The sequence below is a fragment of the Mesorhizobium wenxiniae genome, from assembly GCF_002284535.1.
GTDB lineage: Bacteria > Pseudomonadota > Alphaproteobacteria > Rhizobiales > Rhizobiaceae > Mesorhizobium > Mesorhizobium wenxiniae.
The window spans coordinates 1-25147 of sequence record NZ_NPKH01000025.1 but is presented as its reverse complement, the minus strand read 5'-3'; the positions used below and the strand labels follow the sequence as shown (position 1 = coordinate 25147).

The following is a 25147-nucleotide window of genomic DNA, read 5'->3' as shown; positions in this document are numbered from 1 at the left end:
ATGCTGGAATACAACAGTTGGTCGACAAGACTTAAAGCGCTCAGATGCAAGCTGTTCGGAAAGACCGACTTTGAGCGGTGGACCGATGCATCGGAATTCGAGGACTGGGAGGAAAGAACGAAAATCATTGCCCGGTTAGTGCCACCTGGGGCGAGGGTGATCGAGTTCGGCGCGGGAATGGGCAAGCTTCAACGTCATCTCGACCCAAGCTGCCAATACACCCCGTCCGACCTCGTGAGCCGCGGACCTGGCACGATCGTGCTGGACCTAAATCAAAGACCCTTGCCTGATCTGACCGCCCATGCATTCGATCTCGCAATTTTTGCTGGGGTTCTCGAATACGTTCACGATTTACATTCCTTTATAGAATGGCTGAGGCAGCAATCGCCGGCTTGTATCGCGTCATATGGTTGCGCGGCTCACCCCCGACATAGCCTGGCCAGGCTGCCGGAAACGTTGCGCCGCGCTGGCGCAGGCTGGACCAACACATTTACGGAAACGGAGCTGATCTGCCTCTTTGCCGATGCCGGATACGGGCTAGCGCACGCTGTCGACTGGCACACCGCGGAAGGCGACGAGCGGATCTTTCACTTTCGAGACAATGACTGAACCCAGGCCGTTCGATGTTTCGAGCTCCTCCGATCCTTTCATAAGACGTTCCAGTTCATGCGCTACGGACCGGCGGCATGACCTCAGCCTCATTGCAGCTAGCCGTCCGGCTACTATCCCGGATCGGCGTCAATCCCAGCCTGCTCTGCGGCCGTCTGGAGAGATGGAAGTCAGGTGTCTGCTGATTGCGGTATTCCAACGTCCCTTGTGTGCGACCGTAACGGCACAAGCTCGATCAGGTGATCGAACTTGATGGTGTCTTTGCGGTTTGATCTAAACTCTGTAAGCTTGACAGGGCGTTTGATTGCCATGCGGTGGTGGCAGTGAACACGATTTCCGCTTCAACCATCTTGCGAGTAGCATGATGACTCTCAGCTCGGTGAAACGCCTCGTGCGGGCTTCGTTCAATGCGATCGGCCTCGAAGTAAGTCGCGTCTCCCGGTCACGGGCTCCGCACACTCGGTTTGAGATGATCTACGAGAAGTACAAGGACAGCACCATGCTTGGTCGCGAGCAGTATATCGCGAACCTCGCTCTTACTGCTACGGCGCCAGCGCATGGCTGCGTCATCGAGTGTGGCGTCTGGAAAGGCGGCACTTGTGCCGGCATGGCTGAGATCCTAGGACCGCAGCGAGAATATTTCTTATTCGACAGCTTCCAAGGCCATGTTGATCCACAGCCTATCGACGGCCCCGCTGCCCTTGCCTGGAAGGCTGGTACGAACGGCCCGTGGTACTTCAACAATGCGATCGTCGGAACCGAGCATGCCGATGCGGCCATGAGGAAGTCCGGCGCAACGCGTTATCAGCTTGTCAAAGGCTACTTCGAGGAGACATTGGCCAAATTCGAGCCGCCATCACCCATCGCGGTGCTACGAATCGATTGCGACTGGCATGCCTCCGCAATGACTTGTCTTCGGGCCCTTTTTCCTTACCTGGCCGACGATGGGATCATGATCGCAGACGGGTACCCCGACTGGGATGGTTATGCACGGGCAATCCACGAGTATCTTGCCAGCTACGAAGGTATGGCTCGCATCAAGCAATTCGAAGGCGGCTTATACTACGTCGTCAAGGGTGAGCGAGATTGGTCGACGGCTGGAAACGGTGTTTTTGCAGCGCGCCAAAACGGCAACGCCGCAGAGGGCTGATGACAACGCATTCCACTTTGATCACTTCCCTCCAAGCCGAAGAGCGTTGACCACGGTTGAATTTCTGCACGCCGCTCTGTTCACGCGTTGTCTATCGGGGATCGCGGGCGGTCGCCAATCCGCGTCGCGCGGCGCCCGTTGACCGGCTTATTCAGTAAAGGCTGATAATCTCAGTGACTGGCAGCGACACTATGCCACTGAGAACGGGTCACCTGGGGAGGCCGCGTCGAGATTGGCGAAGCCAGGGATCTGCCGTTCACGATCAAACGGTCGCCGGTCCGCGAGCGACTGACCCCTGATGTCCATCCCGGCGGCTTTGTCCCTGGGCTGCAACATGACGATGTACGGCGATCTTGCAGCCCGTATCGGGCTTTTGGACGAGCGGTTCGGACCCTGGGGCCACGTTGGGACGAGGAAGGTCATCACTCGGCCGGGCGCGACAAGTTTGTAGCCGCAGCCTTGCCTCGTCGTACCGGTCGCCTGCCCAATTCCGGTTCGGATGGCTCCGTGCGATCCGGTGCCGAGACGTTTCCGACGAGCGATGCGAGTTCAGCCTCGCTGAGCGTCTCGATTTCGAGCAGTTTGCGCGCCGTCTTTTCCAGCAGATCCCGTCGCTCCGTGAGGAGCCCGACGGTTCGCGCGAAAGCTGTATCGACGATGCTGCGAACTTCCTCGTCGATAGCTTCGGCGGTGGCCTCGCCGTAATCGTGCTCGCGCGAACCGCCGGCGAGTGGGTTGGGGCTCAGGAAGGAGCGCTGGTCCTTTTCCAGCGCCACGTGGCCGAGTTTTTCCGACATGCCGTAACGCGTGACCATGGCGCGGGCGATGTCGGTCACTTTGGCTAGGTCATCGGCGGCCCCCGTGGACAGATGCCCGAACACGATCCACTCTGCCGCCCTGCCGCCGAGCAGCACCGCCATCTTGTTCTCCAGTTCCTGGCGCGTCATGAGGAATCGGTCCTCAGTCGGCCGCTGGATCGTGTAGCCCAACGCGCCGACGCCGCGCGGGATGATCGATACCTTGTGTACGGGATCCACTCCGGGCAGCGCCATGGCTACCAGCGCATGGCCCATTTCGTGATAGGCGACGACCTCGCGTTCCCTAGGGTTCAACAACCGGTTGCGCTTCTCGAGCCCCGCCACAATGCGCTCGACCGCATTGTTGAAATCTTCCATCGTGACGACGTCCGCCCTCCGGCGCGTGGCAAGCAGGGTGGCCTCGTTGACGAGATTGGCGAGGTCGGCGCCGGTAAAACCCGGCGTCAGCGCGGCAACTTTCTCCGCGTCGACATCCGCCGCCAGCTTGGCCTTTTTCATGTGGACTTGAAGTATCTGGACGCGACCTTGCTTGTCCGGCCGATCGACCAGCACCTGCCGATCGAAACGGCCGGCGCGAAGAAGTGCCGGGTCAAGGATTTCCGGGCGGTTCGTCGCAGCGAGCAGCACGACGCCGATTTTCGGATCGAAACCGTCGAGCTCGACCAGGAGTTGGTTGAGTGTCTGCTCCTTCTCGTCGTGGCCGCCCATCATCGGGCCCGCACCGCGGGCGCGGCCCAGCGCATCGAGTTCGTCGATGAAGATGATCGCCGGGGCTTTGGCGCGTGCCTGCTCGAACAGGTCGCGCACACGAGCGGCGCCGACGCCCACGAACATCTCGACGAATTCAGAGCCAGAGATCGAGAAGAATGGAACATTTGCCTCGCCTGCAACGGCCCTGGCGAGCAGCGTCTTTCCGGTGCCGGGTGGCCCGACCAGCAGCACGCCCTTGGGCATGCGCCCTCCAAGCCGGCCGTATTCCTGCGGGTTTTTCAAAAAATCCACGATCTCCTGCAGCTCGGCCTTGGCCTCATCGACACCTGCCACGTCGTCGAACCTCACGCCGGTATTGGCCTCGACATAGACCCTGGCCTTGCTCCTGCCGATTTGCATCAAACCGCCCATGCCACCGCCCATGCGTCTCATCAGCAACATCCACAAGCCAAAGAAGACGAGGATCGGGACGACCCAGGAGAGCAGGTCGCTCAGGAAAGTGCTTTCGATCTGGCCAGTGACGGTGACGCCGTGTTCCTGCAGCTGCCGTGCCAGATTCGGCTCGACGCGCGTGGTAATGAATAGCGGTTTCCCGTCCTGCGGCTCCTTGAAGCGGCCTTGGATGAAGCGATCGGAAACCTGCACGTCGGCGATTTTGCCGTCGCGTAGCAGGGTCTCAAACTGGCTATAGGGAATCTGCGCGACGTGCTGCGTGGCGGTGTAGACATATTGGAAGATCATCAGCACCGCGAAGGCGGCGATCCAGTACCAGATATTGAACTGCGTCTTCCTGCCGCTCATGTCCATGGTGTGTCCTCCAGCATCATATCGATGTAGGTCGCCGAACCGTCACGGCATCCGGGTCAATGTGGCCGAAGCACAAAAAAGCCGGTCCGGGAACATCCGACAGGCCGCTTGAAAGCGTCAGGCTGCGGAGCGGACGGTGACCCGCAAACCAAAGGCTGCAGGCGGCGAGGGCGGCAACAATGGCATCGGCACCTCAAGCTGCACCATAGCTGGGTGCAGGAACTGGAAGGGAATCTTTCGCTGCCGCAATCCGGCGCTCCAGTGCGAGCAGTGCCGGCCCTACTTCGTCGAGCCGCGCCGGCTGCTCGTTCTCCGGCATGCCCTCACCGGTTGCGAGATCGACCAGATATTCGGTCCATGCCCAGTTGCGCAGGATGGAGCGTTTCTCTTCGACGGTCAGAAGAGGGTCGGCGACCACGTCCATCGGCGACGCATAGAGCGCCTCCGGGTCTGTCAGCGCCGATCCGCAATGCGGGGCCTGGGACACAGCACCGTAGCTGCTTTGCAGCCAAGCCAGCTTAAGGCGATTCCAGACCACATCTGCACCGGCCTGCAGCCGTTTCTCAGCATCCGACAATGCGCAGCCGGGTGTCGCGGCCGCCGAATTACCCTGGACGATATAGGCAAGGCCCTGGCGTTCGGCATAGTCGATGGCCGCCTGAAGCGTCGGAAAATCAAGCTCCACCTGGGTCAGTGTGTCTCCGCCTCCTGTGTAGCCCATCAGCGGTTCGATGACCGGCGCAGTACGGCGCTCGAACACCAGCCGCCAGCCTTTCGGCCGGGCGCGGCCCGAGGTCATGGCTGAGCGGCAAGGCTTGTAGATCCGCGCGACCGCGTGGCGCGGGAACTCGGATCTGCCGACCCACAGCGCTCTCCTGCCGTTGTCGTTTGCCGGTTCGAGATTTTCTACAACTCGTGTGACTTCACTTTCTTGCTTCTGCATCATCCATCCCCTCCCATTTGGCGAAGGATGCGCCGGAGGCAGCGGCCAGCCGCCTCCGACTGCTCCATGCATCAGTGGTTGATCGGAATGCGCTTCACCTTTGACTGCGCGTTCGGGTTCTTCGGCAGCGCCAGAGTCAACGCGCCATTGGTAAACGACGCTTTGACCTTGTCGTCCTCGACCTCGTAGCCGAGGCGTATGCGCCGCTCGAAGCGACCGTAGAAGCCCTCGGAGTAATCCTTCTCATCGGTTTCCGACCGTTTTTCGCCACGCAGGGTCAGTACGTCGTCGTCGAGCAGGACTTCGATGTCCTTCTCTTCCATGCCAGGGACCTCGGCGGTGACGCGAAGCTCGGTATCCGATTCCGAAATCTCCACCTTGGGCCAGCCGCCGTTGAACGGCGAGAGCTGTCCGAGGGAAGGAAAGCGCGTGCCAAACGTCCGCGAAACATCGTCGAACAACCTGTTCACCTCGCGATGGAGCGAAAGGAACGGGTTCTGGTCGCCGCCGCTATGGCGCTCGGGGTCTGACTGCCGTTGCGGCCCCAGGGAATGAGATCACGCATATTAATGGTCATTTACCTCCATGTTCAGCAGACATGCCTCTGGAAGGCACCGACGAGCGCCGGTGCCTTGCCTTTTCAGATATGCGATGCATCAAGCCGCGTTTTTCTCGCCTTCGATCTGCTGCGGCTTCGCCTTTGCCGCGCTGCCGCCGATAGCGATCCGGCGCGGTTTCATCTCTTCGGGAATCTCGCGCTTGAGATCGACGGTGAGCAGCCCGTTTTCGAGGCTGGCGCCGGCTACCTTGACATGGTCGGCCAGTTCGAACCGACGCTCGAAGGCTCGATCGGCAATGCCGCGGTAGAGATACTCGCCATTGTCTTCACCGGTCTGCGATCCGCTCACAACCAGCATATTGGGCTGGTGAGTGATCGTCAGCTCATCCCGCGAGAACCCAGCCACTGCCATCGTGATGCGGTAGTCGTCCTCACCAACTTTGGCGATGTCGTAAGGCGGCCAGTTGTCGATGGTGCTGACGCGGCTCGCATCCTCGAGCATGTTGAAAATGCGGTCGAAGCCGACGCTTGACCGGAACAGGGGTGTAAAATCGAGGTTCGTCCTCATAGCCACATCCTCCTTTGAGCAACATGGATACAGGATGGCGCCAAGAGCCTTGACGCCTCCTGGACTGCGCCGGCCCCATTCGGCGACCGGCGATTGTTGATTTAGAACAGTGCGTTGCGCCTTCAAGAGGCACTAGGAAAATTTTCAGTGAGACGCGGGTTAGAGCTGGTTGACCGTGGCTGCGAAGCCGGTCACGGTTGAGCCGTCAGCCTCGCGGCCACTGCCGATTTGTCGGAATAACTCGTCCAAGTGGCGCAACGCCTCCATGATCGCGTCGAAGGTGACCGGTGCGGTCGCGCCCGGCGGCATACGCAGCGCCGGCACGGATTCTACCGCACAGGCATCTGATGCCTAGGATGAAAGGATGGCACGCTTTTCCCGGACGTCCAACGTCATGTCGGTGAGCACGTCCTGCGGACGCTCGAAGTGCCGCGCCGGGTGGAGCAGCCGGTCGAGAAAAAGATCAGGGGTTTCAGCCGCAATCGGGGGAATAGTAGCTCCTTCCATCGATGGTCCTCCGCTTCAACATTCTCCTTTGTGGACGTTCTTCGGTGGCTCGCGAGAGTTTCACCCGACTGAAATTTTGGCGCCTTCCCCGAAATTTCAAGAGACTCCAAGGCCCCGATAACTGCGTGCGCGGGCGCGATCGGGGTGCGTCCTGGCGACATGATCCTTGCCGTCAATCGGCAGCCGCTTTCGACGGTGGCCGAGTTGACCGCGGCTTTGCGCCAAACTGCCGGAACGATCGCGCTCGACCTGTTTCGCGGCGGAGAACGGCGTTTCCTCGTGGTCCGCTAAAGGGTTGATCTGGTTGGGTGGCCGGCTCGCCCGATGATCGAGCGGGGAGGACACGCTGCTCAAGAGGCGGCTGCTTCGGGCACGCCTTCCAAGCAAAGCCATCTATGCTTTCTGTGAGGCCAATGGAGCATTGTCGGGGGCGGGAATTCCGGGTCCTCCAGACAGCCGACCGATACCGACAGCGCATTCTTCAGCCCTTCTGCCCGCATGAAGACGACCGAGCCGCACGTCGTGCAGAATGTCTGCTCCAGCCATTGTCCCGACGAGCCGGTTCTGCGCCAGGATCTGGTCTCGCCTTTGTGGCCGATGAGGGCAGAGTCGGCGTAGATGGCCCGGTATGACAACGCCGTTCCGGTGCAGCGCTGGCACTCCATGCAACTGCACGCATAGACGCGTCGCGGCTCTCCGGCGAGGACAAGTTCCACAGCCTGGCATGAGCAGGTCGCGGTTCGTTTCATCTTGCCGCTATGCATTCGCGGGCGCCCCGCTCTGGCGCGGCGAGCCATTTCGAAACAGGGGTGCGAGGGATGCAAAATCATCTTCCATGCTCCCGAGCGAGAGCGCCTGCCGAAAGATCATATCCATGGCGCGCGGCATAGCCGCGTCGAGGCCTCGCTCCTCGCATGCCTCAAGCAGGTGCTGGAAGGCGCTGTAGTGGGCACCCAATGACGCCAGGGTCGCGTCGTCGCCGGCAAAACGGCGTGCATTCGTTCTATCCACCAGGTCGAACAGAGCGGCATCGACAACCGGCTTGAATCCGGAAAGATGGCTCCTGAACGTCGCCAGGTCGAGACCTTCAGCCTCGGCGACGGCCATGCCTTGGAGCGCTCCGAAGAGCCCGCCCCACATCTGAGTGAGCAGAGCGGTATCAAGCGCCGAGGCTTGACCCGGCAGCTCCCCGACATAGCTCGTGCCGCCGCCGAGTGCGAAAAGCAGGGGCTTGTGCTTCTCGTAAACGTCGCGAGAACCCGAATAAAGCACTGCGGTCTCTGGCTTGCCGATAAAGTCCGGAGTTGCCATGATTGCCCCGTCCAGATAGCCGGCACCATGCGCTTCCACCCAGCGCGCTTCTTCCCGCGCCAGACGCGGTGAGCCGGAGGTGAGTTGTACGACGGCCTTCCCGGCCAATGCCGAAGCGACGTCACCTCGCTTCAGCAAAGCCTCGCTGGCGGCATAGTCGAGAACATTGATGATCACGAGTTCGGCCGCCTCAATTCCAGCCTCCACCGAGGGGGGGACCTTCGCGCCAAGAGCCGCTAATGGCTCGCACTTTGCCGCGGTCCGATTCCAGACCCATGTTGGACAGCCGCGGTCGAGCAGCGTTCGAGCAATGGACGAGCCCATTCGGCCCGCGCCGAGGACGCAGACATTTGATATCATAATAACTTCTCCGACAGACTGATGGCCCTCTCGACAAGGGTCCGTTTTATGTTTGGCGCGCTCGATCCGAAGATATAAATTCTTGCTGCGTTGAGAAGTACGCACCTTGAGGTAAGCTATCGCCATCATGACAGGAGCTGCCAAATGAGGCGCAAGGAACCAGACAGCTGCGGTTTTGCTGCTGCGCTGCAGGCCATCGGCGGAAAGTGGAAAACCTCGCTGCTGTGGGATTGCACCTGCGGCCGTACCGCTTCGCCGAACTGCGACGGTTGCTGCCTGGCGTCAGCGAGAAGGTGCTCACGCAACAATTGCGGCAGATGGAAGCCGACGGGCTGATCAGCCGGCGCGTCTATGAGGAGGTGCCGCCTCGCGTGGAATACTCGATCACACCGCTCGGCTTTAGCCTAAACGATGCGGTGACAGTCATGTCGGCGTGGGGCAAGCACCACGAGACATGGAAATCGCAGCGCAAAGCGGCCTGACCCGGGCAGACCTATAGAGGTTCTGGCCGACCGCCGCACGATTCCTAGTCGATGCGCGGTCGCTGCTTGCCACGACGGGCCAGAAGATTGGCGACGACGAGCAGCACAATCGACAACACCATCATCAGCGTCGCGGCGGCGGTGATTGCCGGGCTCAGCTTCTCGCGCAGCCCGATGAACATTTCGAGCGGCATAGTGCGCTGATTGGCGCTGGCCAGGAACTGCACCACGACGACCTCGTCGAACGAGGTGACGAAGGCGAAAGCGGCCCCTGACAGCACGCCGGGCAGGATCAGCGGCAGCATGACCCTGAAAATCGATGTGATGGGCCTTGCTCCGGAGATGGCGGCGGCGCGCATCAGATTGCGGTCGAAGCCGGTGAGGCTCGCTCCCACCGTGACGACGACGAACGGACTGGCGAGCGCGGTATGCGCCAGGATGATGCCGGCATAGGTGCTGGCAAGTCCGACACGTGCGTAGAACAGATACGAGCCGACGGCGGTGATCACCACCGGCACGATCAGCGGCGACAACAAAAGCGGCATGACAATGCGGCGACCGGGGAACTTTTCGTCGGAAAGCGCGATTGCCGTCAACGTGCCCAGCGTCGTTGCGATCAGCGTGGTGCCGAAGGCAACGATCAGGCTGTTGCCGATCGCAGATTGCCAGCGCTGGGTTCCAAGCACGACCTCGTACCAGCGTGTCGAAATTCCCTCCAGCGGGAAGATGAAGAAGGCGCCGCTGTTGAACGACAGGGGAACGGGAACGAGGATAGGCACGAGGAGGAACAGGATCACCATGCCGCACCACAGCCAGAGCAGGGTGATGCGGATTCTTTCGCCTGTCGTCGGGTAGGAAGACAGCAACATGGCTACACCAGCTTGAGGCGGTCGAGGCCGAGGATGCGGGCGAAGATGCCGAACAGCGCCAGGGTGAAGACGAGCAGGATGAAGCTGAGCGCCGCCGCCATCTCCCAGTTCAGTTCGACATTAACGTAGCTGGCGATGAAATTGCTGATCAGCTGGTCGCTAGCGCCGCCAATCAGCGCCGGCGTGATGTAATAGCCGAGGCAGAGGATGAAGGTGAGCAGGCAGCCGGCCATCACGCCCGGAAAGACCTGTGGAAGATAGACGCGGCGAAACGCAGTATAAGGTTTTGCGCCGAGGGAATAGGCAGCCTTCATCTGCGAAGGCTGGATGGTGCGCATGACGCTGTAGATCGGCAGCAGCGTGAACGGCAGCTGGATGTGGGTCATGGCGATGATCAGTCCGATGCGGCTGTACATCAGGTCGAGCCGGTCGTCGGCGACGCCGAGCCACAGCAGCAGGTCGTTGACCAAGCCGAATTTCTGCAGGAGCACCGTCCAGGCCGCGGTTCGCACCAGGATCGACGTCCAGAACGGCAACAGCACCGCGACGATGAGGATGGCGGCGAGGCCCTTGGGCACGGAGGCGATGAGGTAGGCGAGGGGGAAGCCCAGTATCAGCGTGGCCAGCGTCACCGCTGCGGCGACGAAAAATGTGCGCATGAACACCTGCACGAAGATCGCCTGTTCGGGTGACACCCTTTCGATGCCGCCATCGCCGTTCCAGCGCAGATCAAGCGCGCTCAGAAGGTAGAACGACGTCACGCTATGGGTGCCGCTCTCGATGACCGGCCATGTGCCCGGCGCCGACCAGAACGGCACGGCTTTCATCACCTCCAGCGGCGGCCTGTCGGCGGCTTCCAGTTGGCGCACCGTCTTGAGCACCTGGCTGCGTGCACCCGGCAGGCGGGCGTTGAGGCTCTTGGCGAGTTCATAGGCGGTGCCCTTGGCCTGATTGCTCCGGAGGTCGGCGGCAAGAGCCAGGAAGGCAGCGTCGTCGGGCAGTCCGGTGCCGTTCCAGCCGCGCAATGCCTGGCTGGTCTGCGGCAAGGCGTCGGCAATCGTCGGATCATAGACGGCGCGCGACAGAAGCAGGACAATCGGGATGCCGAAGCTCAACGCCAGCAGCACGAGCAAAGGCGCCGCCAGCGCCAGCGATCGCAGCCGGTCGCCGAGATCGGCGCGCCGAAGCGCCGCCGCGACCGACTTTGCTGTGCCGGAATCGGCAGCCGACCAGTCGCGGCTTGCCCGCGGCCGGTCCAGTTTCGTGGGCTCAAGCGCCGACATTTTCCCTACTGCGCGAGCCAGGCGTTGAAGCGCTTGACCAGATCCTCGCCATAGTCACCCCAGAATTCGGTGTCGGCGACCAGATAAGCGGTCATGTGGTCAGGTGCGTTCGGCAATTTCGGCAGGGCGTCCGGCGCGACAAAGGAGGCCGCATCGATGCGCACCGGCCCGTAGGTGATGTAGCTGGCGAGCTTGGCGTTGATTTCCGGCTGGCTGATATAGGCAAGATATTTGTAGGCCAACTCCGGGTTCTTGGCGCCCTTCGGAATGGCGATCATGTCGTATTCGAGGATTTGGTTGTTCCAGACGATCTTGAACGGCGCCCCGTCCTTGTCGATGGCGTTCTGGATACGGCCGTTCCAGGCGGTTGTCATCACCACTTCCTTGGATGCGAGGAGCTGTGGCGGCTGCGCGCCGGCATCCCACCAGACGATGTCCTGCTTGATGGTGTCGAGCTTCTTGAACGCACGGTCGACGCCTTCGGGGGTTGCCAGCACCTCGTAAACTTCGGCCGGCGCGACACCGTCGGCCATCAGCGCCCATTCGAGGTTCTGTGCCGGAAACTTGCGCATCGCGCGCTTGCCCGGAAACTTTGTCGTGTCGAAGATGTCGAGGACCGAGGTTGGCGCCTCCTTCAGCACGTTGGGGTCATAGGCAAGCACATCGCCATAGGCGTCGAGACCGACGCCGCAGTCGAGTGCGGAACCTTCGATGAACTTTTCACGGGGGGCGATCTTGGAATAGTCGAGCCGCTCGAGAATGCCGGCGTCGCAACCCTGCAGCACGGTCGCGGTCTCGACCGTCACCAGATCGATCGGCACGTTGCCGGTGTCGACCATCGCTTTGACCTTGCCGAGATCGCCAAGATATTCCTGCTCGACGATCTTGATCCCAGTCTCCTTGCTGAACGGCTCGAACCATGCCTTGCGCTGGGCATCCTGCCACGCGCCGCCGCTGGCCATGATCGAAAGTTCGTCGGCGAAGGCGGCATGTCCCATGGTGATGAATGCTGTGGCTGCCGCGAAGGCGAACAGCCGGGCCTTTGTGATTCTCATTGTTCTTATTCCCCTGTTTTCGAGATGGAACCGCCCGTCCCGGCATCGGCCGGAAAGGCACGGCAGTCGTTGGGCGCGCAGGAAACCGTGACCGGTTCCCCGTTGCCCATGGTCGCTTCGGGGCCAACCTTGACGGTCAGCACCTGTCCGTTTTCCAGCCTGGCCAGAAGACGCTGGTGGTCGCCGAGATAGATGCGGCCATCGACGGTGGCGGCTAGCGCATTTGCTCCGTTCGAAGCGGGCGCAAGCTTCAGCCGCTCCGGGCGGATGGCGACATGGCAGGGCGCACCCTCCGTGACTCCGATGGCCAGCGCGGCGACCGAACCGCCGCCGTCCAGCGCGACGCGGCACTCCTTGCCGGAGGTGCGCTCGACCTTGCCTTCCAGCGTGTTGTTCTCGCCGATGAAGCTCGCGACAAAGGAGCTCTGCGGCGTGTTGTAGAGATCATCCGGCGAGCCGAGCTGGGCAATTCCGCCATTGTTGAACACGGCAACGCGGTCCGACATGGTCAGCGCCTCGCTTTGGTCGTGCGTCACATAGACGATGGTGACGCCGAGCATCGTGTGCAGCTGCTTGATCTCGAGCTGCATATGCTCGCGCAGCTTCTTGTCGAGCGCGCCGAGTGGCTCGTCCATCAACACCAGGCTTGGCTCGAACACCAGCGCGCGGGCAAGCGCGACACGCTGCTGCTGGCCGCCGGAAAGCTGTGCCGGCCGCCGGTCGCCGAACTGCCGCAGCCGCACCATGTCGAGCGCGCGGCCGACGCGGGATGCAACGTCGGCCTTGGTGATCTTGCGGACCGAGAGCGGGAAGGCGACGTTCTCCTCGACGCTCATGTGCGGAAACAGCGCGTAGTTCTGGAACACCATGCCGATGTTGCGTTCGTAGGGCGGCAGCCTGTCGACCGACCGGCCTTCAAGCGTAATGACGCCGCCGGTCGGCCGTTCGAAGCCGGCGAGCATGTTGAGCGTCGTCGTCTTGCCCGAACCAGAGGGGCCGAGAAGGGTAAGGAACTCGCCGCGCGCCACGCTGAGGTTCAGCAGTGTCACCGCGAAAGTCCGGCCGTCATAGGATTTCTCGACATCGACGAATTCGACAAATCCCTGCCGGCCGGCATCCGGTGCCGCAGCGGCGCTGTCGGCTGGCAAGACTGTTGCTTCGGCGATCACGGACGGAAATCCGATGAGCGGCGGCAATGGCCGCTTGTCGAAACGAGGTGGTGCTTGCCGTCCATGGGTCGGTCTCGCATGACGCTGGCCGCGCAAGGGCGGCAAACAAACTTGTATGCTCACACAATCAATCGCTAAAGCAACCATAGATGCAGACAAGTTCGCCCGTCAAGCGGCTTTCTTCGGGATTGTGTGAGATTGTTTCAGGCGAATTTTGAAAAGGTGTACCGGACAAGTGCTATTGTCCGGAGCATTGTCTTATGCTAGATGCGCCAGTAGCCAGAGCAACACACCGAAACCAGCCAATCCGCATGCTTCAGGACCTGCAACTCGCCTCGGATAAAGGTCCGGTCTACCGGCGCCTTGCGGACGCTATTGCCGAACGGATTACAGCCGGCACGCTTGCCGTTGGAGACCGGCTGCCGCCGCAGCGCGAGATTGCCCGCGCACTGGGCATCAACGTCACCACGGTGACGCGCGCGCTGTCGACGCTGCAGCAGCGGGGGCTGCTCGAAGCGCGGCCCGGGCGCGGCACCACGGTCGCCGCCCGCAACGGCGGCGAAGGACCAGGTTTCGTGTCGGCGCCGAGCGAAGACACCGGTGTCATCGATCTATCCGTCAACAGACCAGCGACCTCGGCCTATCTCGACGCGCTGGTGCTGCTGTTGCCGCGCCTGTCCAAGGACCGGCACTACGTCACGCTTCAGGACTATCACCCGCCTGAGGGGCCGCTGTGGGCGAGAGAGGCAATCGCCGAGTGGATGCGGCCGGCGGCAGGCGACGGCGATCCCGGCCGGGTGGTGCTGGCGGCGGGCGCGCAGCATGGGCTGGACTGTGTGCTTGGCGCGGTGACCAGGCAGGGCGACGTCGTGCTCGCCGACGAAGTGACCTATCAGGGCATCAATGCATTGTGCCGGGTGCATGGGTTAGAGCTCAGAGGCGTCGCCATGGATCGTGGCGGCATGCGGGCCGACGCGTTCGAGGCGGCCTGCGCGCAGCTCCGCCCGCGCGCGGTCTTCCTGGTGCCGACCCTGCACAACCCGACCACCATCACGCTACCCGAGGAACGCCGGCACGAGTTGGTGGCTGTGGCCCGTCGCCATAACGTCCTCATCATCGAGGACGACGTCTACCGCCCGCTGGCGGACAATCCGCCGCCGTCGCTTGCCAGCCTCGAGCCCGAATTGACGGTTCACATCGGTGCCTTGTCGAAGTGCGTTGCCCCAGGACTGCGCCTCGGTTTTGTGATCGCGCCACGCGCCATAGCCGGCCAGGTCGCCGCGGCTTTGCGCATCAACTGCTGGAGCATCAGCCCTCTGACCGCGCTGATCGGCGCGCGACTGATAGAAGAGGGCGCGGCGGCGCGTATCATCGAAGCCCAGAAGCAGGAGCTTCGCCAACGCCAGGCCATCGTTACCGAAATCCTCGGCCGGTACGATGTTCAGAGCCACGCCACCTCGACCCATGCCTGGCTGCGCCTCCCGGAGCCGTGGCGGGGCGCGGGTTTCGCTCGCACCTGCCTGGAACGTGGCGTTGCCGTTCTTCCCGGCGATGCCTTCGCGGTTGGGCGCGAGCCGGTGCAGCACGGGGTACGCATCAATGTCGGCGCCGCGCGCTCGCTCGACGATTTGCGCACGGCCCTGAACACCATGGCCGAACTGCTCGCGGCCGGGCATCTGCAACTGCCTGGCTTTGTCTAGGGGCTCCCTCGTGGCAGCACCGGAAACCGTGGAAGTCGCCATAGTCGGCGCCGGCATTGTCGGTTTGGCAACGGCACTCCGGCTTGCGGCCGAGGGGCGCGAGGTGCTGCTCATCGACCCCAACGAGCCTGGCTCCGGCGCCTCATTCGGCAACGCCGGAACGCTCGCTGAATATGCCTGCATGCCGGTCGGCAACCCGGCCCTGCTACGCGCGCTGCCAAAACTGCTCCTCGATCCGGACAGCCCTTTCGCCTTGCGCTGGCCGGCGCTGTTGCAGCTTGCGCCCTGGCTGGTTCAGTTCGTGCGGCAGTCGCTTCCGACGGCCACCCGTGCCAATGCGCTGGCGCTCGCCGGCCTTTTGGCGGAGGCTCTGCCGGCCTGGGAGGAGATGGTGAAGGAGGCCGATGTGGCCGACCTGCTGCGCCGCAACGGCTGTCTCTACTTGTATCGTCGCGAAAGCGATTTCGCCAAGGCCGCTGGGGGCAGGGCGCTGCGCGCGGGGTTTGGCGTCCATCAAGAGGTTCTGACGCCGGGGGAGGTGGCCGCGCTGGAGCCGAGCCTGCCCCCGACCGGGGCCAGCGGCCTGTACTTCCCGGATTCGATGAACGTTACCGATCCAAAGACGCTGATGCGGCGGCTGCTCGATGCCGGGACCGCCCGCGGCGTGTCGGTAGCGCAGGCTGCTGTAGCCAGGCTGCGGGTCGAGGCGGACGGTGTCAGGCTCAACGGTTCCGGCATTCTCATCAAGGCGAACACGGTGGTGGTCGCCGCGGGCGCGCAATCGCGGGCGTTGGCCATGCAGGCCGGCGACAGGATCCCGCTCGAGACCGAACGCGGTTATCATCTCGAATTCCCGACCAAAGCGCCTCTGCTCAATCGTCCAGTCTGTCCTGTCGATCTCGGCTTCTACATGACGCCGATGACTGGCCGGCTGCGTGTCGCCGGAACTGTCGAACTCGGCGGGCTTGCAGCGCCGGCAAATCCGCGCCGGCTGGCGCTGCTCGATCGCGGTGTCAGGCAGTTCTTTAATCAACTCGGCCGGCCTTCATCGGAATGGCTCGGGTTCCGGCCGTCGCTGCCCGATTCCCGGCCGGTCATCGGTCCATCGCGTGGCAGCCCCAAGGTGATCTATGCCTTCGGTCATGGTCATCTCGGCCTCACTTTGGCTCCGATCACGGCCCGCTTGGTCGCCGACCTGATTGCCGGACGCGGCGATCGCGACCGCCTCGTGCCCTTTGTGGCGGACCGCTTCGGTGCATGAAGGTACGTCGGCTCGGCCGCGGTAGCGCAGCGCGTGAGCATTGGATAGGCGTTCGGTATTCTCTTCTGTCCCAAACTGACGCCAGCCTGCGCGCCAATTGCGGATGCCGGTTCCACCCCGAGCACCATTCAAGCAAAAACCCGCCCCGGTCTCCGGAGCGGGTCTGTTGCCTGAGGCGGAACTCAACACATGTCCGCAGCAGCAAGGTCGTCTCGAGATGCTGAAGATCCGGTTAACCGGCCATATTTGATTCAAATCCAGCTGTGGATATTTGCCTTCGGGTAAATCGAGATGGCCATCCTTGTCCAACGGCGGGCAAAAGGAGAATCCATGACTAGCGACTTTGCCGCCGCCCACCTCCATCTTGAACGAGCCTGCCACTATTTGCGCGGCGATGACGAGACGAGCCGCACGGCTCGTGCGGCTCTGGATATCCTGATTGATGCAATTACCGCAGCCCAGTACAAGCGTCCGCCCGCAGACGTGGTGGAATTTCCCAGAGCGGCAACGCAGCGATAGTCGGCGAACCGGCCAGGAGGGCCTACGAAACCAGCCGATCGATCGCCTGCGTCAGCAGGCGATTCCCTCGGGACCGCAGAGGTCAAGCGTCTGATCCCTCCGCTGTGCATTTCGAACCCGAACCGCACTCTTATGCCTCTGTTCCTGGAGTTGAGGCGAACGTATTCTCGTTGCGGCCCAATGGTCTGAAATTTCTCGGGGAGGAGATTGCGATGGCTGAGGCAGCACGTCACGACGCTTGGCAGGCCGGGGATAGCTATGACCTCTATATGGGGCGATGGAGCCGTCAGATCGCCCCGCTGTTTCTGAATTGGCTCGATCCGGCAGAAGGGCTGGATTGGCTGGAGGTGGGTAGCGGAACCGGGGCGCTTTCGGCAGCCATCATGGCGTGCTGCAACCCCAGCAGCCTGGTGTCGATAGACCCGTCGGAGGGTTTTCTCGCCAAGGCGCGTGCAAACGTGCCGGACGAACGTGTCGAGTTTCTCGCAGGCGATGCGCAGGCGTTGTCTGTCGAATCGGGCAGCAAGGACATGGTCGTGTCGGCGCTCGTTCTCAACTTCATCCCCGACAAGCAAAAGGCGCTTGCCGAGATGAGGCGGGTGGCCCGCCCCGGAGCGACGATCGGGTTCTATGTGTGGGATTACCCTGGCGGCGGGGTGGAATTCATGCGGGCCTTCTGGACCGCTGCGACCGCGCTTGACCCCGGCGCCATCGACCTTACCGAAGACAGGCGTTTTCCATTTTGCACACAAGATGGATTGACCGATCTCGCTGACAAGGCGGGCCTAGTTTCCATCGACTCCACGCGGATTGAAATGCCGGCCGTATTCAAGGACTTTGAAGACTATTGGCACCCCTTCACCCTGGGTGCAGGGCCGGCGCCCGGCTATTGCATGAGTCTCGCCCCCGCAGCTCGCCAGAAATTGATGGAGAGGCTCCGCGATAGTCTATCGCGCGGCAAGGAGGGGTCCATTCCCCTGAAAACCAGAGCCTGGGCAGTCAAGGCCAAGGTTTGAGCGCGAGCCCGCGCCAGACCGGCAGGCCGCCGACCATAGACTGTCCTGCGCAAAGTTCGGGTTGACCGGCGTTGTACGCGAAGCGACTATTCGTCTGGACAGCCGAGATGCAGACTGCGCGAGGAGATTACGATGGACGAGCCCGATCGGTGGCGTCACATGTCGAGCGCGCCAAGGGATGGCAGCCGAATCCTGGTCACGGTTCGGCCGTCGGAACAGGGGCCGGCGGAAGTCGACCTGGCTTACTGGTCTCGAGCCGACCAGTTCGGCAGTGAGGGCTGGCGCGCTTCCGACTCGTCTCCAGGACGCGTGGTTGAATACGCCGAACCCGAGCTGAAGTGCTGGATGCCGCTGCCGACAGCCAATCTGAGCAAGGGTTCATTGCCCAGCCCCTGGGACGAAGACGATGTCCCGCTGCTGGATGGGTCGGGGATATGAGGTGAGCGGAAAGGGCTAATTTCAATAGGCCGGCGGGACAGCGCCCCCCTCTGTCCTGCCCTCTTTGCCCAAAACTTGGCATCTCCCCCACTAGGGGAAGATTGGCAGCTTCGCCGTCGGCTCCTTCTCTTCAAGCTCACCTCAGTCCCTCAGAACAGGAATGCTGCCGTGACGGGGTTCGGCCCGGTGCGGCCGTCTGATGAATCCATGCCACGAATGAGGCCGAGGTCCTCCGCGTCCAGCTCGAAATCGAAGACATCGAAATTGGCGGCGATCCGGTCCTGGCGGATCGACTTTGGAATGACGATCAGCCCTTCCTGAAGATGCCATCTGATGATCACCTGCGCCACGGACTTGCGATGTTTTAGCGCGATCTTTTCGAGGATCGGGTCGCTCAACAGCCGGCCGCTGCCCAGGGGGCTCCAGCTTTCGATGCGGATATTGTGCGTGCTGTGAAATTCTCTGGTATGGCGCTGTTGAAACCGGGGATGGAGTTCGATCTGATTGACCGAGGGCGTGACTCCGGTCTCGCCGATGATCCGCTCCAGATGGTCCTGGTTGAAATTCGAAACGCCGATCGACTTGATCCGGCCGGATTGCCTGAGTTCGATCAGCGTCTTCCACGCCTCGACATATTTGCCCTGGCTGGGCACTGGCCAGTGGATCAGAAATAGGTCGATCTGTTCGATCGCGAGCTTGTTCATCGTCCCGTCGAAAGCCCGAAGGGCGGCGTCGCGCTGATGTGCGCCGTTGCGCAGCTTCGAGGTGATGAACAACTCGCTTCTCGGCACGCCACCAGTGCGGATCGCTTGCCCGACGCCTTCCTCGTTCCGGTAGCCTTCGGCGGTGTCGATCAATCTGTAGCCGGCCTCGATCCCCCAACTCACAATCTTGGCCGTGACGGCCGGATCGACTTGCCACACGCCAAGGCCGATCTGGGGAATGGCTGAGCCGTCGTTCAATGTGATCTGTTCAGGCATGCTCAGGTCCTTCTGCATCGTTTAGCCCAGCGCAGCGCTTATCTGGGCGCGGCATCCGCCAATGCCCAGTCGACAGGTGGAGGCAAGTCCGGCCCAGGCAGCCAAGATTGCAACCGCCAGCGCGATGCCGTCCTTGCCATCGCAAACCTGGCTACGTCACCGAGAAATCACGGGTTCCATCCGCCGCTGCCGTACTGACGGGTAATGATTTCGAGAAGATGACCGTTCGGGTCCTCGAAATAAACGCCGCGGCCGCCGTCGTGGTGATTGATCTCGCCCAGCTGCGTCCGGGCAGGGTCAGCCCAGTACGGGAGATCCCGTTCACGAATCCTACCGAAGATCTCGTCGAACTCGGTTTCGCTGACCAGGAAGGCGTAATGCTGCGGCCTGATTTCGCCGTCGGTATCCATGTAGTCGAGGTTGGCACCGTTTTCGGTCGTGACCATCTGGAAAGGTCCCCAGCGCCTCGGGGCTGGAAGGCCAAGTATTTCCGCCAGGGACTTTGCCGACGCCTCGCTGTTGCGGGCCGGCAGTATTGTATGGTTGAAATCGATAGCCATGCGATCACTCCCTTTGATCTCTCCTCGCACGTCGTCGTTCCACGACTGAAGCGATGCTGCACGAGATGGGGTCGAAGGCCATGATGCTCAAGCCGGAGTGGCAACATGCCCGATGACCTGCACGGGGTTAGCCTGATGAATACGGGCGATGATCATTTCGCCGCTATCCGGCACCTCGCCGGTCAAGCCGGTGATGTTGACCTGATGCGTGACAAGGACGGCTGGTCCGCCGAAACGCTGCCCGCGAAGCCAGGCCAGAAGAGCGGCGGTGCGCTTCTCGCCGGCCGAACTGTCGCCAAAGAATGAATTGAGCAGCTCGAGAGGCACAACTTCGCCGATCCCGAGCAGGCGAGCGGTGTCAAGGCAACGACACCACTGGCTCGAATAGACGGCTGCCGTCGAGATGCCATTCGCACGGAACAGGTCGCCGATTGCGCGGGACTGCGCACGACCTTCTTGCGACAGATTCCGCTGGGTGCTGCAATCACCGAGTCTGAAGCCGGGCGGATCGCCGGAGCCTGGGGCCGCGGCATGGCGCAGCAAGGCAATGGCTTCTCCGGATCGCAGGGCTGACCAGAGCGGCTCGGTGGCGCGTGCCTTGCCGAAGGCAGCCGCTCCGAGCGACAGGACAAGAAATCGCCGACGTCCAATTCGCATGTTGCTTCTCACCTTTCCGATAGCGGCTTTGGCAAGTGCCGGCAATGTCTCGATAGAGTGCGCGCTTACTGTTCGTTTCTATCGGCCCCGCTGCCGGAGGACATCGGCCAGTTCCGCCTTGAGAGGGCTGGCTTCAAGTTCGAGCGGGTCGGTCATCCGGTGGATGTCGGCCGAACCGGAACAATGGTATCCTGCGGGGAGCATTCGGGGAGGCGACTGCATTGACCGAGAGCTTGGAAGCCGAAGAGGCGAGAGGTTGGTCGAATCTGCTGCTCGCGGCAGAAAGGGGCGATGCGGAGGCCGTTCAAGCGGAATTGGCGGCCGGCGCCAATATCAACGAGGCGGACGGCGGGGGCTGGTCAGCCCTTCATCTCGCAGCCCTCAATGCCCGCACCGCGGCGGTCGAGGCGTTGATCGAACACCCAGCAATCGATGTGAATTCCAGAAACAAATGGAAGAGCACGCCTTTGAGCCTTGCTTCTGCCAAGGGCCACTACGCCTCTATTTTAGCCCTGGTGAAACATCCCGAAATAGAGATCGATGCAAGAGCCGACTACTATGGCAGAACGGCCCTTATTGAAGCAGCAAAGAACGGGCATCTGGATGTCGTTAAGTTGCTTGTCGAGAATGGCGCCGACGTGAATCTTACTGACAAGACCGGAAGAAACAACGCGCTTATCGAGGCTATCAAGGGACGGCACTACGAGGTCGCGGGATACCTGCTTGATTCTCGGAAAATGAACTTTCTCAACAAGGATATGAGACTGAACGCCCTGATCTGGGCTGGAAGCTGCCATAACCCTCAACTCATCGAAAAGCTGGAAGTCTCGATTCATACTTTCTTCGAAGGCAAGTGAAGGTCCCGCTTCCGCCGCAGTGACCATGTCCGTGGTCTTGCACTGGCCGATGTCCTCGATCGCCGCAGGCCGCCTGTGGAGTTCCCTTCCAAGATCATTCAACCAATCGGTTGACAATTAGAAAGCTATCTCTATATTCAACTACATGGTTGAATTAGAGACACCCCAGATCGACGCGGTTTTTCATGCCCTTGGCGACGCCACCCGCCGGCGGATGCTTCGCGACCTCGCCGGCGGCGAGCGAACGGTAAGCCAGCTGGCGGAACCCTTCGCCATGTCGCTGGCGGCGGCCTCCAAGCACATCAAGGCGCTGGAGAATGCCGGGCTTATTCGTCGAGAGGTGAGGGGCCGCACGCATCTTTGTCGCCTCGAACCCGGACCGCTGGCCAGCGCCCACCAATGGCTGGGCTTCTACGAGCGCTTCTGGACCAACCGTCTCGACGTTCTCGAACGTCTCCTTCACGAGGAGGACGCACGAAAAGCCCAGGATGATTCCAGGAAATCGCCCACTTCAAAAGAAAGAGACGACCAATGAACCAGATGAAAAACATCGAAGCCTATGGCGAGCTGACCGAGCCCGCCACGTTCACCATCCAGCGGCTTTTGCCTGGCCCCATCGAGCGGGTCTGGGCCTATCTCACCGAGAGTGACCTGCGTCGGCAGTGGATGGCCGCGGGCCAGATGGAAATGGAGGCCGGCACGTCGTTCGAGTTCGTCTGGCGTAACGACGAGCTGACCGACCCGCCCGGCCAGCGCCCTGCAGGCTTTCCCGAAGAGCATCGGATGGAGGGCCGGATCACAGAGCTCGATCCGCCTTACAATCTCGCCATCACCTGGGGAAACACCGGCGGCGTTTCCTTCTTGCTGGAGCCGAAGGGCAACAATGTGCTGCTCACCGTCGTCCATCGCCGGCTGCCGGAACGCGCAATCCAGCTCAACGTCACCGCCGGCTGGCACATGCACCTCGACATGCTGGCTGCCCGCCTCGCGGGCAAGACGCCGACCTCTTTCTGGGAGGGCTGGAGCCGCCTGCGCGAAGAATACGACCGCCGCCTGCCGGCCTGACACGATCGCGTCGGCCATCCCTGAAGTCACCGCCCAGCCTCCACCGGCATCGGCCTTGGAGGCTCGCACACCAGCAACGAACCGACGATGAGACGTGCTTGCATTTCGCAAGCCCGATGGAGGAAGTCATGCGCAAATTGATCACCGGAATGAAGGTTTCCGTCGACGGCAAGATGGAGGGACCCGAGGGTTACGCCGATTGGGTCGACGCGTGGTCGGAGGAGTATGGGCTGACGCCGCAAATCGATGCCTGCCTGCTCGGGAGCGTAATGTACGCCGGCTACGAGCGCTACTGGAGCGCGATCCAGAATGAGCCGGACAAGCCGCTGCCAATGACCGGCAAATTGCCGACGCCGGCGGAGCTCGAATGGGCTCGCTTTGCCGAACAGACCCCGCATCATGTGCTGTCGAACACAATGACCTCAGCGGCCTGGCCAAAGACGCGCTTCATGCGGAGGCTCGAAGACATCGCTGCCCTCAAGCAGCAGCCGGGCAAGGATATCTATCTCATGGGCGGTGCGCGAATGACCGCGAGCCTTATCGATGCCGGGCTGGTGGATGAACTGCGGCTGATCGTCTATCCGCTGCTCGTCGGCGAAGGGAAGGCGCTGTTTGGAGCAACGCGAAATCGTCGTGGGCTCGAACTGCGGAAGGTTCAGCAGCTCACGGATGGGCGCGTGAGCCTGGTCTATGGAATTGGCTAACTCAGCCGGTCTTCGCAGACGTCGCAGCGCTGCCCGGCGGAAATTTTTCCTGCGAGGCAGTTCGCAGGTCAGAGCGAAACCGATAGCCCGCCGTCAACGGCCAGTACATGTCCGTTGACGTAGGCGGTGCGTCGGAGGCGAGAAACACCACGGCTCCGCCGAGCTCCTCAGGCTGGGCCCAGCGGCCCGCCGGGGTTCGTGTCTCGACCCATCTGGTGAAGGCCTCGTCGCTCATAAGCGCGGTATTGAGCTCGGTAGCGAAATAGCCGGGGACGATCGCGTTGACGGTGATGCCGTGACGGCCCAGCTCAGCGGCCGTGGAGCGTGTCAGCCCGTGCAGCCCCGCCTTTGCCGCCACATAGGCGTGAATGGTGGGACGGCCAGAAGACATCGAAATTGGCGACGATCCGCTCCTGGTGGATCGACTCTGGAATGACGATCAGCCCTTCCTGAAGGTGCCATCTGATGATCACCTGCGCCACGGACTTGCGGTGCTTCCGGCGATGTTTGGCTGAGCCCGCTCTCGGTCAGTGAGGTTCTGCTTTCGCGTTGAACTTCAGTTGCTGGGATGGGTTACATGAATGCAGCATTATACCGCTGCCAGGTGGTGGCACGTTTGCACACACCCCTACAGAGATAGTTCCGATGTGCTCGAGAATCTTGTGCGGCCGAGACTTGTGGGTCGAGAGAAGACTGTTCCGATCGCTGAAGTACGAACCGGCGTATGCTGACTTTCGCATTATTATTTGCCCCGGAACATTCATCATCACAATGAAGGGCGAAAAGAGTCACTGCGGTCGAGTATAAGCAGAACCAGCGGACGCGTCAGAATTTTGCGACATCAATAGATGTGTTGGCTGGGAGAGCAAAAATGGTGAGTCCGCGAAAGTGGTTGCGGAGGCTGAGTGCGCCGAACGCGCCGCCAAGACAGGTTAGGTTGAAATAACTTCGTTTGCCTGCGGGCATCACTGTCAGAAAGATGGTGGCTCATCAGATTGATGGCCGGCGTTTGGGAACTGCAGTACGAGCATTTGTTCCGAGGATCAAATGTAAGTAGCTGTTCCTTAGTGCAACACACACCCTTCCCGGATGCTGTCAAATTAATTCAAATACTCGCGGTCCGCCAACAACGATTCTCATTGACAATTTGATGAAATCATATTCAACATTACTAATAAAAAGTAAATTTTGGGTGTTGGGGAGGAAGTGTTATGGGCGCGAATGGCGACAACAATTATGTTGGCACGGCCACTGACTACAACGACAAATTGATCGGGGGTTCTGGGGCCGACGCGCTTTCAGGGGAGGGAGGGAACGACGTTCTCAATGGTGGTTCCGGTGCAGATATCCTGGATGGCGGCAGCGGTATTGACAGCTTGCTAGGCGGTTCGGGCGATGACACCCTTATTTTCGTATCGTACGAGAATCAGTACAAACTCCAGGGAACCATATATGACGATGGTATCGCGCAAATCGGCGTAACGACGTTCAGCGGGTACGATAGTTACGATGGTGGAAATGGTACTGTAAAAGGTGGTACCACCGAGATTGACACGCTAAAAATTGTAATCAGCGTACAGCAGTCTAACGATGTTGCCTTTATGGCAGCTCTAAATGCCGAGATTAACTATTTTAACAATGTTTGGCTACCGGCCCATGTCAACAAAAGCACAGGGCAGGCAGATCAATCGATTTATGAATTCCAGAGCATAAATCTGAAAATTTCTGCAATCGAAAAACTCTCGCCCGTCGTGATCGATCTCAGCACCAATCGTGCACCGGTGAACACCGTACCGGCCGGGGTACAATTGACCGATGAGGACGTATCAAAGGCAATTCCAGGGGTTTCGGTTTCAGATCCTGATGGTGGTACGTTAACGACTACAGTTTCAGTTCTGCACGGTTCTCTAGACGTCTCGAGCAGCCCGCTCGTGACCGGCAACGGCACCAATTCGGTGACCATTGTTGGCTCCGCAGCGGACATCAATTTAATTCTATCCGGTCTGACTTACACGGGAAATGGAGATTTCAACGGTTCGGATTCGCTAACAATCACAACCGGTGATGGTCTAGCCACTGACACGGACTTGCTGGCAATCACCGTCAATGCGGTCGCCGACATCGCCGACGACACCGCCTCGGGCAACGAGGACACGGCGATCACCACCACGGTGCTGGCCAACGACAGC

28 protein-coding genes and 3 pseudogenes are annotated in these 25147 nt (G+C 61.2%); 15 read left to right on the top strand and 16 right to left on the bottom strand.

The annotated features are described in order from the left end of the window. The 3 genes and pseudogenes from CIT31_RS21005 to CIT31_RS35280 all read left to right on the top strand — a co-directional run. Positions 1-609 carry a class I SAM-dependent methyltransferase gene (locus tag CIT31_RS21005; RefSeq protein WP_095520213.1) on the top strand — a complete coding sequence of 203 codons (609 nt, stop codon included), beginning with the start codon at positions 1-3 and terminating at the stop codon, positions 607-609. A 361-nt stretch (positions 610-970) separates the two neighbouring features. Further along, positions 971-1759, top strand: coding sequence for a TylF/MycF/NovP-related O-methyltransferase (locus tag CIT31_RS21000; protein WP_095520212.1), 789 nt, complete (start codon positions 971-973; stop codon positions 1757-1759). Between the two features lie 175 nt (positions 1760-1934). Continuing rightward, positions 1935-2150: pseudogene (locus tag CIT31_RS35280) on the top strand (glycosyltransferase family 2 protein); the annotation flags it as partial. A gap of 31 nt (positions 2151-2181) precedes the next feature. Here the strand turns inward: CIT31_RS35280 and ftsH are convergent. From ftsH to CIT31_RS36110, 6 genes and pseudogenes are all read right to left on the bottom strand, one after another. After that, a complete protein-coding gene (ftsH, locus tag CIT31_RS20990) occupies positions 2182-4095 on the bottom strand; it encodes an ATP-dependent zinc metalloprotease FtsH (RefSeq protein WP_095520211.1) in 1914 nt (637 codons plus the stop codon). A 193-nt stretch (positions 4096-4288) separates the two neighbouring features. After that, the gene (locus tag CIT31_RS20985; protein WP_095520327.1) at positions 4289-5038 is read right to left on the bottom strand and encodes an NADH dehydrogenase ubiquinone Fe-S protein 4; all 750 of its coding nucleotides are present in this window, start codon (positions 5036-5038) and stop codon (positions 4289-4291) included. A gap of 71 nt (positions 5039-5109) precedes the next feature. After that, positions 5110-5609 (bottom strand): annotated as a pseudogene (locus tag CIT31_RS20980) (Hsp20/alpha crystallin family protein). 85 nt (positions 5610-5694) lie between these two features. Continuing rightward, positions 5695-6165, bottom strand: coding sequence for an Hsp20 family protein (locus tag CIT31_RS20975; RefSeq protein ID WP_095520210.1), 471 nt, complete (start codon positions 6163-6165; stop codon positions 5695-5697). Between the two features lie 159 nt (positions 6166-6324). Beyond that, positions 6325-6489, bottom strand: a complete 165-nt coding sequence (locus CIT31_RS36115; RefSeq protein WP_425350630.1) for a hypothetical protein — start codon at positions 6487-6489, stop codon at positions 6325-6327. Between the two features lie 27 nt (positions 6490-6516). Further along, the gene (locus CIT31_RS36110) at positions 6517-6672 is read right to left on the bottom strand and encodes a hypothetical protein (RefSeq protein WP_425350629.1); all 156 of its coding nucleotides are present in this window, start codon (positions 6670-6672) and stop codon (positions 6517-6519) included. 144 nt (positions 6673-6816) lie between these two features. Here CIT31_RS36110 and CIT31_RS34330 point away from each other — a divergent pair, with 144 nt between their 5' ends. Continuing rightward, positions 6817-6963, top strand: coding sequence for a hypothetical protein (locus tag CIT31_RS34330; protein ID WP_245316418.1), 147 nt, complete (start codon positions 6817-6819; stop codon positions 6961-6963). Between the two features lie 59 nt (positions 6964-7022). On the opposite strand, the gene CIT31_RS20965 is transcribed toward CIT31_RS34330, so the two are convergent. Beyond that, complete coding sequence (locus CIT31_RS20965) at positions 7023-7421, bottom strand: GFA family protein (RefSeq protein WP_280950350.1); 399 nt, start codon at positions 7419-7421, stop codon at positions 7023-7025. A 7-nt stretch (positions 7422-7428) separates the two neighbouring features. Then, positions 7429-8472 carry an NAD(P)-dependent oxidoreductase gene (locus CIT31_RS20960; RefSeq protein WP_245316417.1) on the bottom strand — a complete coding sequence of 348 codons (1044 nt, stop codon included), beginning with the start codon at positions 8470-8472 and terminating at the stop codon, positions 7429-7431. A 77-nt stretch (positions 8473-8549) separates the two neighbouring features. Here CIT31_RS20960 and CIT31_RS20955 point away from each other — a divergent pair, with 77 nt between their 5' ends. Beyond that, positions 8550-8825, top strand: a complete 276-nt coding sequence (locus CIT31_RS20955; protein WP_342586943.1) for a winged helix-turn-helix transcriptional regulator — start codon at positions 8550-8552, stop codon at positions 8823-8825. 44 nt (positions 8826-8869) lie between these two features. Here CIT31_RS20955 and CIT31_RS20950 read toward each other — a convergent pair whose 3' ends face one another. From CIT31_RS20950 to CIT31_RS20935, 4 genes are read right to left on the bottom strand one after another with little or no spacing between them, the layout of a single operon-like run. Next, the gene (locus tag CIT31_RS20950) at positions 8870-9694 is read right to left on the bottom strand and encodes an ABC transporter permease (RefSeq protein WP_095520209.1); all 825 of its coding nucleotides are present in this window, start codon (positions 9692-9694) and stop codon (positions 8870-8872) included. A 2-nt stretch (positions 9695-9696) separates the two neighbouring features. Further along, positions 9697-10977, bottom strand: a complete 1281-nt coding sequence (locus CIT31_RS20945; protein ID WP_095520208.1) for an ABC transporter permease — start codon at positions 10975-10977, stop codon at positions 9697-9699. Positions 10978-10982: 5 nt separating this feature from the next. Continuing rightward, entirely contained in the window at positions 10983-12032 is a 1050-nt protein-coding gene (locus tag CIT31_RS20940) for an ABC transporter substrate-binding protein (protein WP_095520207.1), read from the bottom strand. A 5-nt stretch (positions 12033-12037) separates the two neighbouring features. Beyond that, positions 12038-13201: an ABC transporter ATP-binding protein gene (locus tag CIT31_RS20935; RefSeq protein WP_095520324.1), complete on the bottom strand. Its 1164-nt coding sequence runs from the start codon at positions 13199-13201 to the stop codon at positions 12038-12040. A gap of 311 nt (positions 13202-13512) precedes the next feature. Between CIT31_RS20935 and CIT31_RS20930 the strand changes: the two genes are divergently transcribed. The 5 genes from CIT31_RS20930 to CIT31_RS20910 all read left to right on the top strand — a co-directional run bounded on the left by CIT31_RS20930 (position 13513) and on the right by CIT31_RS20910 (position 18135). Continuing rightward, the gene (locus CIT31_RS20930) at positions 13513-14901 is read left to right on the top strand and encodes an aminotransferase-like domain-containing protein (protein ID WP_095520206.1); all 1389 of its coding nucleotides are present in this window, start codon (positions 13513-13515) and stop codon (positions 14899-14901) included. Between the two features lie 10 nt (positions 14902-14911). Further along, positions 14912-16162, top strand: a complete 1251-nt coding sequence (locus CIT31_RS20925) for an NAD(P)/FAD-dependent oxidoreductase (protein WP_095520205.1) — start codon at positions 14912-14914, stop codon at positions 16160-16162. Between the two features lie 330 nt (positions 16163-16492). Beyond that, a complete protein-coding gene (locus CIT31_RS20920) occupies positions 16493-16681 on the top strand; it encodes a hypothetical protein (protein WP_029351073.1) in 189 nt (62 codons plus the stop codon). Between the two features lie 212 nt (positions 16682-16893). Then, positions 16894-17697, top strand: a complete 804-nt coding sequence (locus CIT31_RS20915; protein WP_095520204.1) for a class I SAM-dependent methyltransferase — start codon at positions 16894-16896, stop codon at positions 17695-17697. Positions 17698-17829: 132 nt separating this feature from the next. After that, positions 17830-18135: a hypothetical protein gene (locus CIT31_RS20910; RefSeq protein WP_095520203.1), complete on the top strand. Its 306-nt coding sequence runs from the start codon at positions 17830-17832 to the stop codon at positions 18133-18135. Positions 18136-18284: 149 nt separating this feature from the next. On the opposite strand, the gene CIT31_RS20905 is transcribed toward CIT31_RS20910, so the two are convergent. The 3 genes from CIT31_RS20905 to CIT31_RS20895 form a co-directional block, all read right to left on the bottom strand. After that, positions 18285-19115 (bottom strand): aldo/keto reductase, encoded by an 831-nt coding sequence (locus CIT31_RS20905; RefSeq protein WP_165778518.1) that lies wholly within the window; start codon positions 19113-19115, stop codon positions 18285-18287. A 167-nt stretch (positions 19116-19282) separates the two neighbouring features. Further along, the gene (locus tag CIT31_RS20900; protein WP_029351082.1) at positions 19283-19675 is read right to left on the bottom strand and encodes a VOC family protein; all 393 of its coding nucleotides are present in this window, start codon (positions 19673-19675) and stop codon (positions 19283-19285) included. Positions 19676-19762: 87 nt separating this feature from the next. After that, positions 19763-20218 (bottom strand): histidine phosphatase family protein, encoded by a 456-nt coding sequence (locus CIT31_RS20895; RefSeq protein ID WP_245316416.1) that lies wholly within the window; start codon positions 20216-20218, stop codon positions 19763-19765. A gap of 335 nt (positions 20219-20553) precedes the next feature. Between CIT31_RS20895 and CIT31_RS20890 the strand changes: the two genes are divergently transcribed. The 4 genes from CIT31_RS20890 to CIT31_RS20875 all read left to right on the top strand — a co-directional run bounded on the left by CIT31_RS20890 (position 20554) and on the right by CIT31_RS20875 (position 22958). Then, complete coding sequence (locus CIT31_RS20890; protein ID WP_095520200.1) at positions 20554-21189, top strand: ankyrin repeat domain-containing protein; 636 nt, start codon at positions 20554-20556, stop codon at positions 21187-21189. Positions 21190-21334: 145 nt separating this feature from the next. Then, positions 21335-21724 carry an ArsR/SmtB family transcription factor gene (locus CIT31_RS20885; RefSeq protein WP_095520199.1) on the top strand — a complete coding sequence of 130 codons (390 nt, stop codon included), beginning with the start codon at positions 21335-21337 and terminating at the stop codon, positions 21722-21724. Next, on the top strand, positions 21721-22254 hold the full coding sequence (locus CIT31_RS20880) for an SRPBCC family protein (RefSeq protein ID WP_095520198.1): 534 nt from the start codon (positions 21721-21723) through the stop codon (positions 22252-22254). Before CIT31_RS20885 ends, CIT31_RS20880 begins: the two co-directional genes overlap by 4 nt. Positions 22255-22382: 128 nt before the next feature. Beyond that, positions 22383-22958: a dihydrofolate reductase family protein gene (locus CIT31_RS20875; protein WP_095520323.1), complete on the top strand. Its 576-nt coding sequence runs from the start codon at positions 22383-22385 to the stop codon at positions 22956-22958. 1 nt (position 22959) lies between these two features. Here CIT31_RS20875 and CIT31_RS20870 read toward each other — a convergent pair whose 3' ends face one another. Next, entirely contained in the window at positions 22960-23349 is a 390-nt protein-coding gene (locus CIT31_RS20870; protein ID WP_245316415.1) for an SDR family oxidoreductase, read from the bottom strand. An 820-nt stretch (positions 23350-24169) separates the two neighbouring features. Here CIT31_RS20870 and CIT31_RS35760 point away from each other — a divergent pair. Beyond that, positions 24170-25147 (top strand): annotated as a pseudogene (locus tag CIT31_RS35760) (hypothetical protein); the annotation flags it as partial.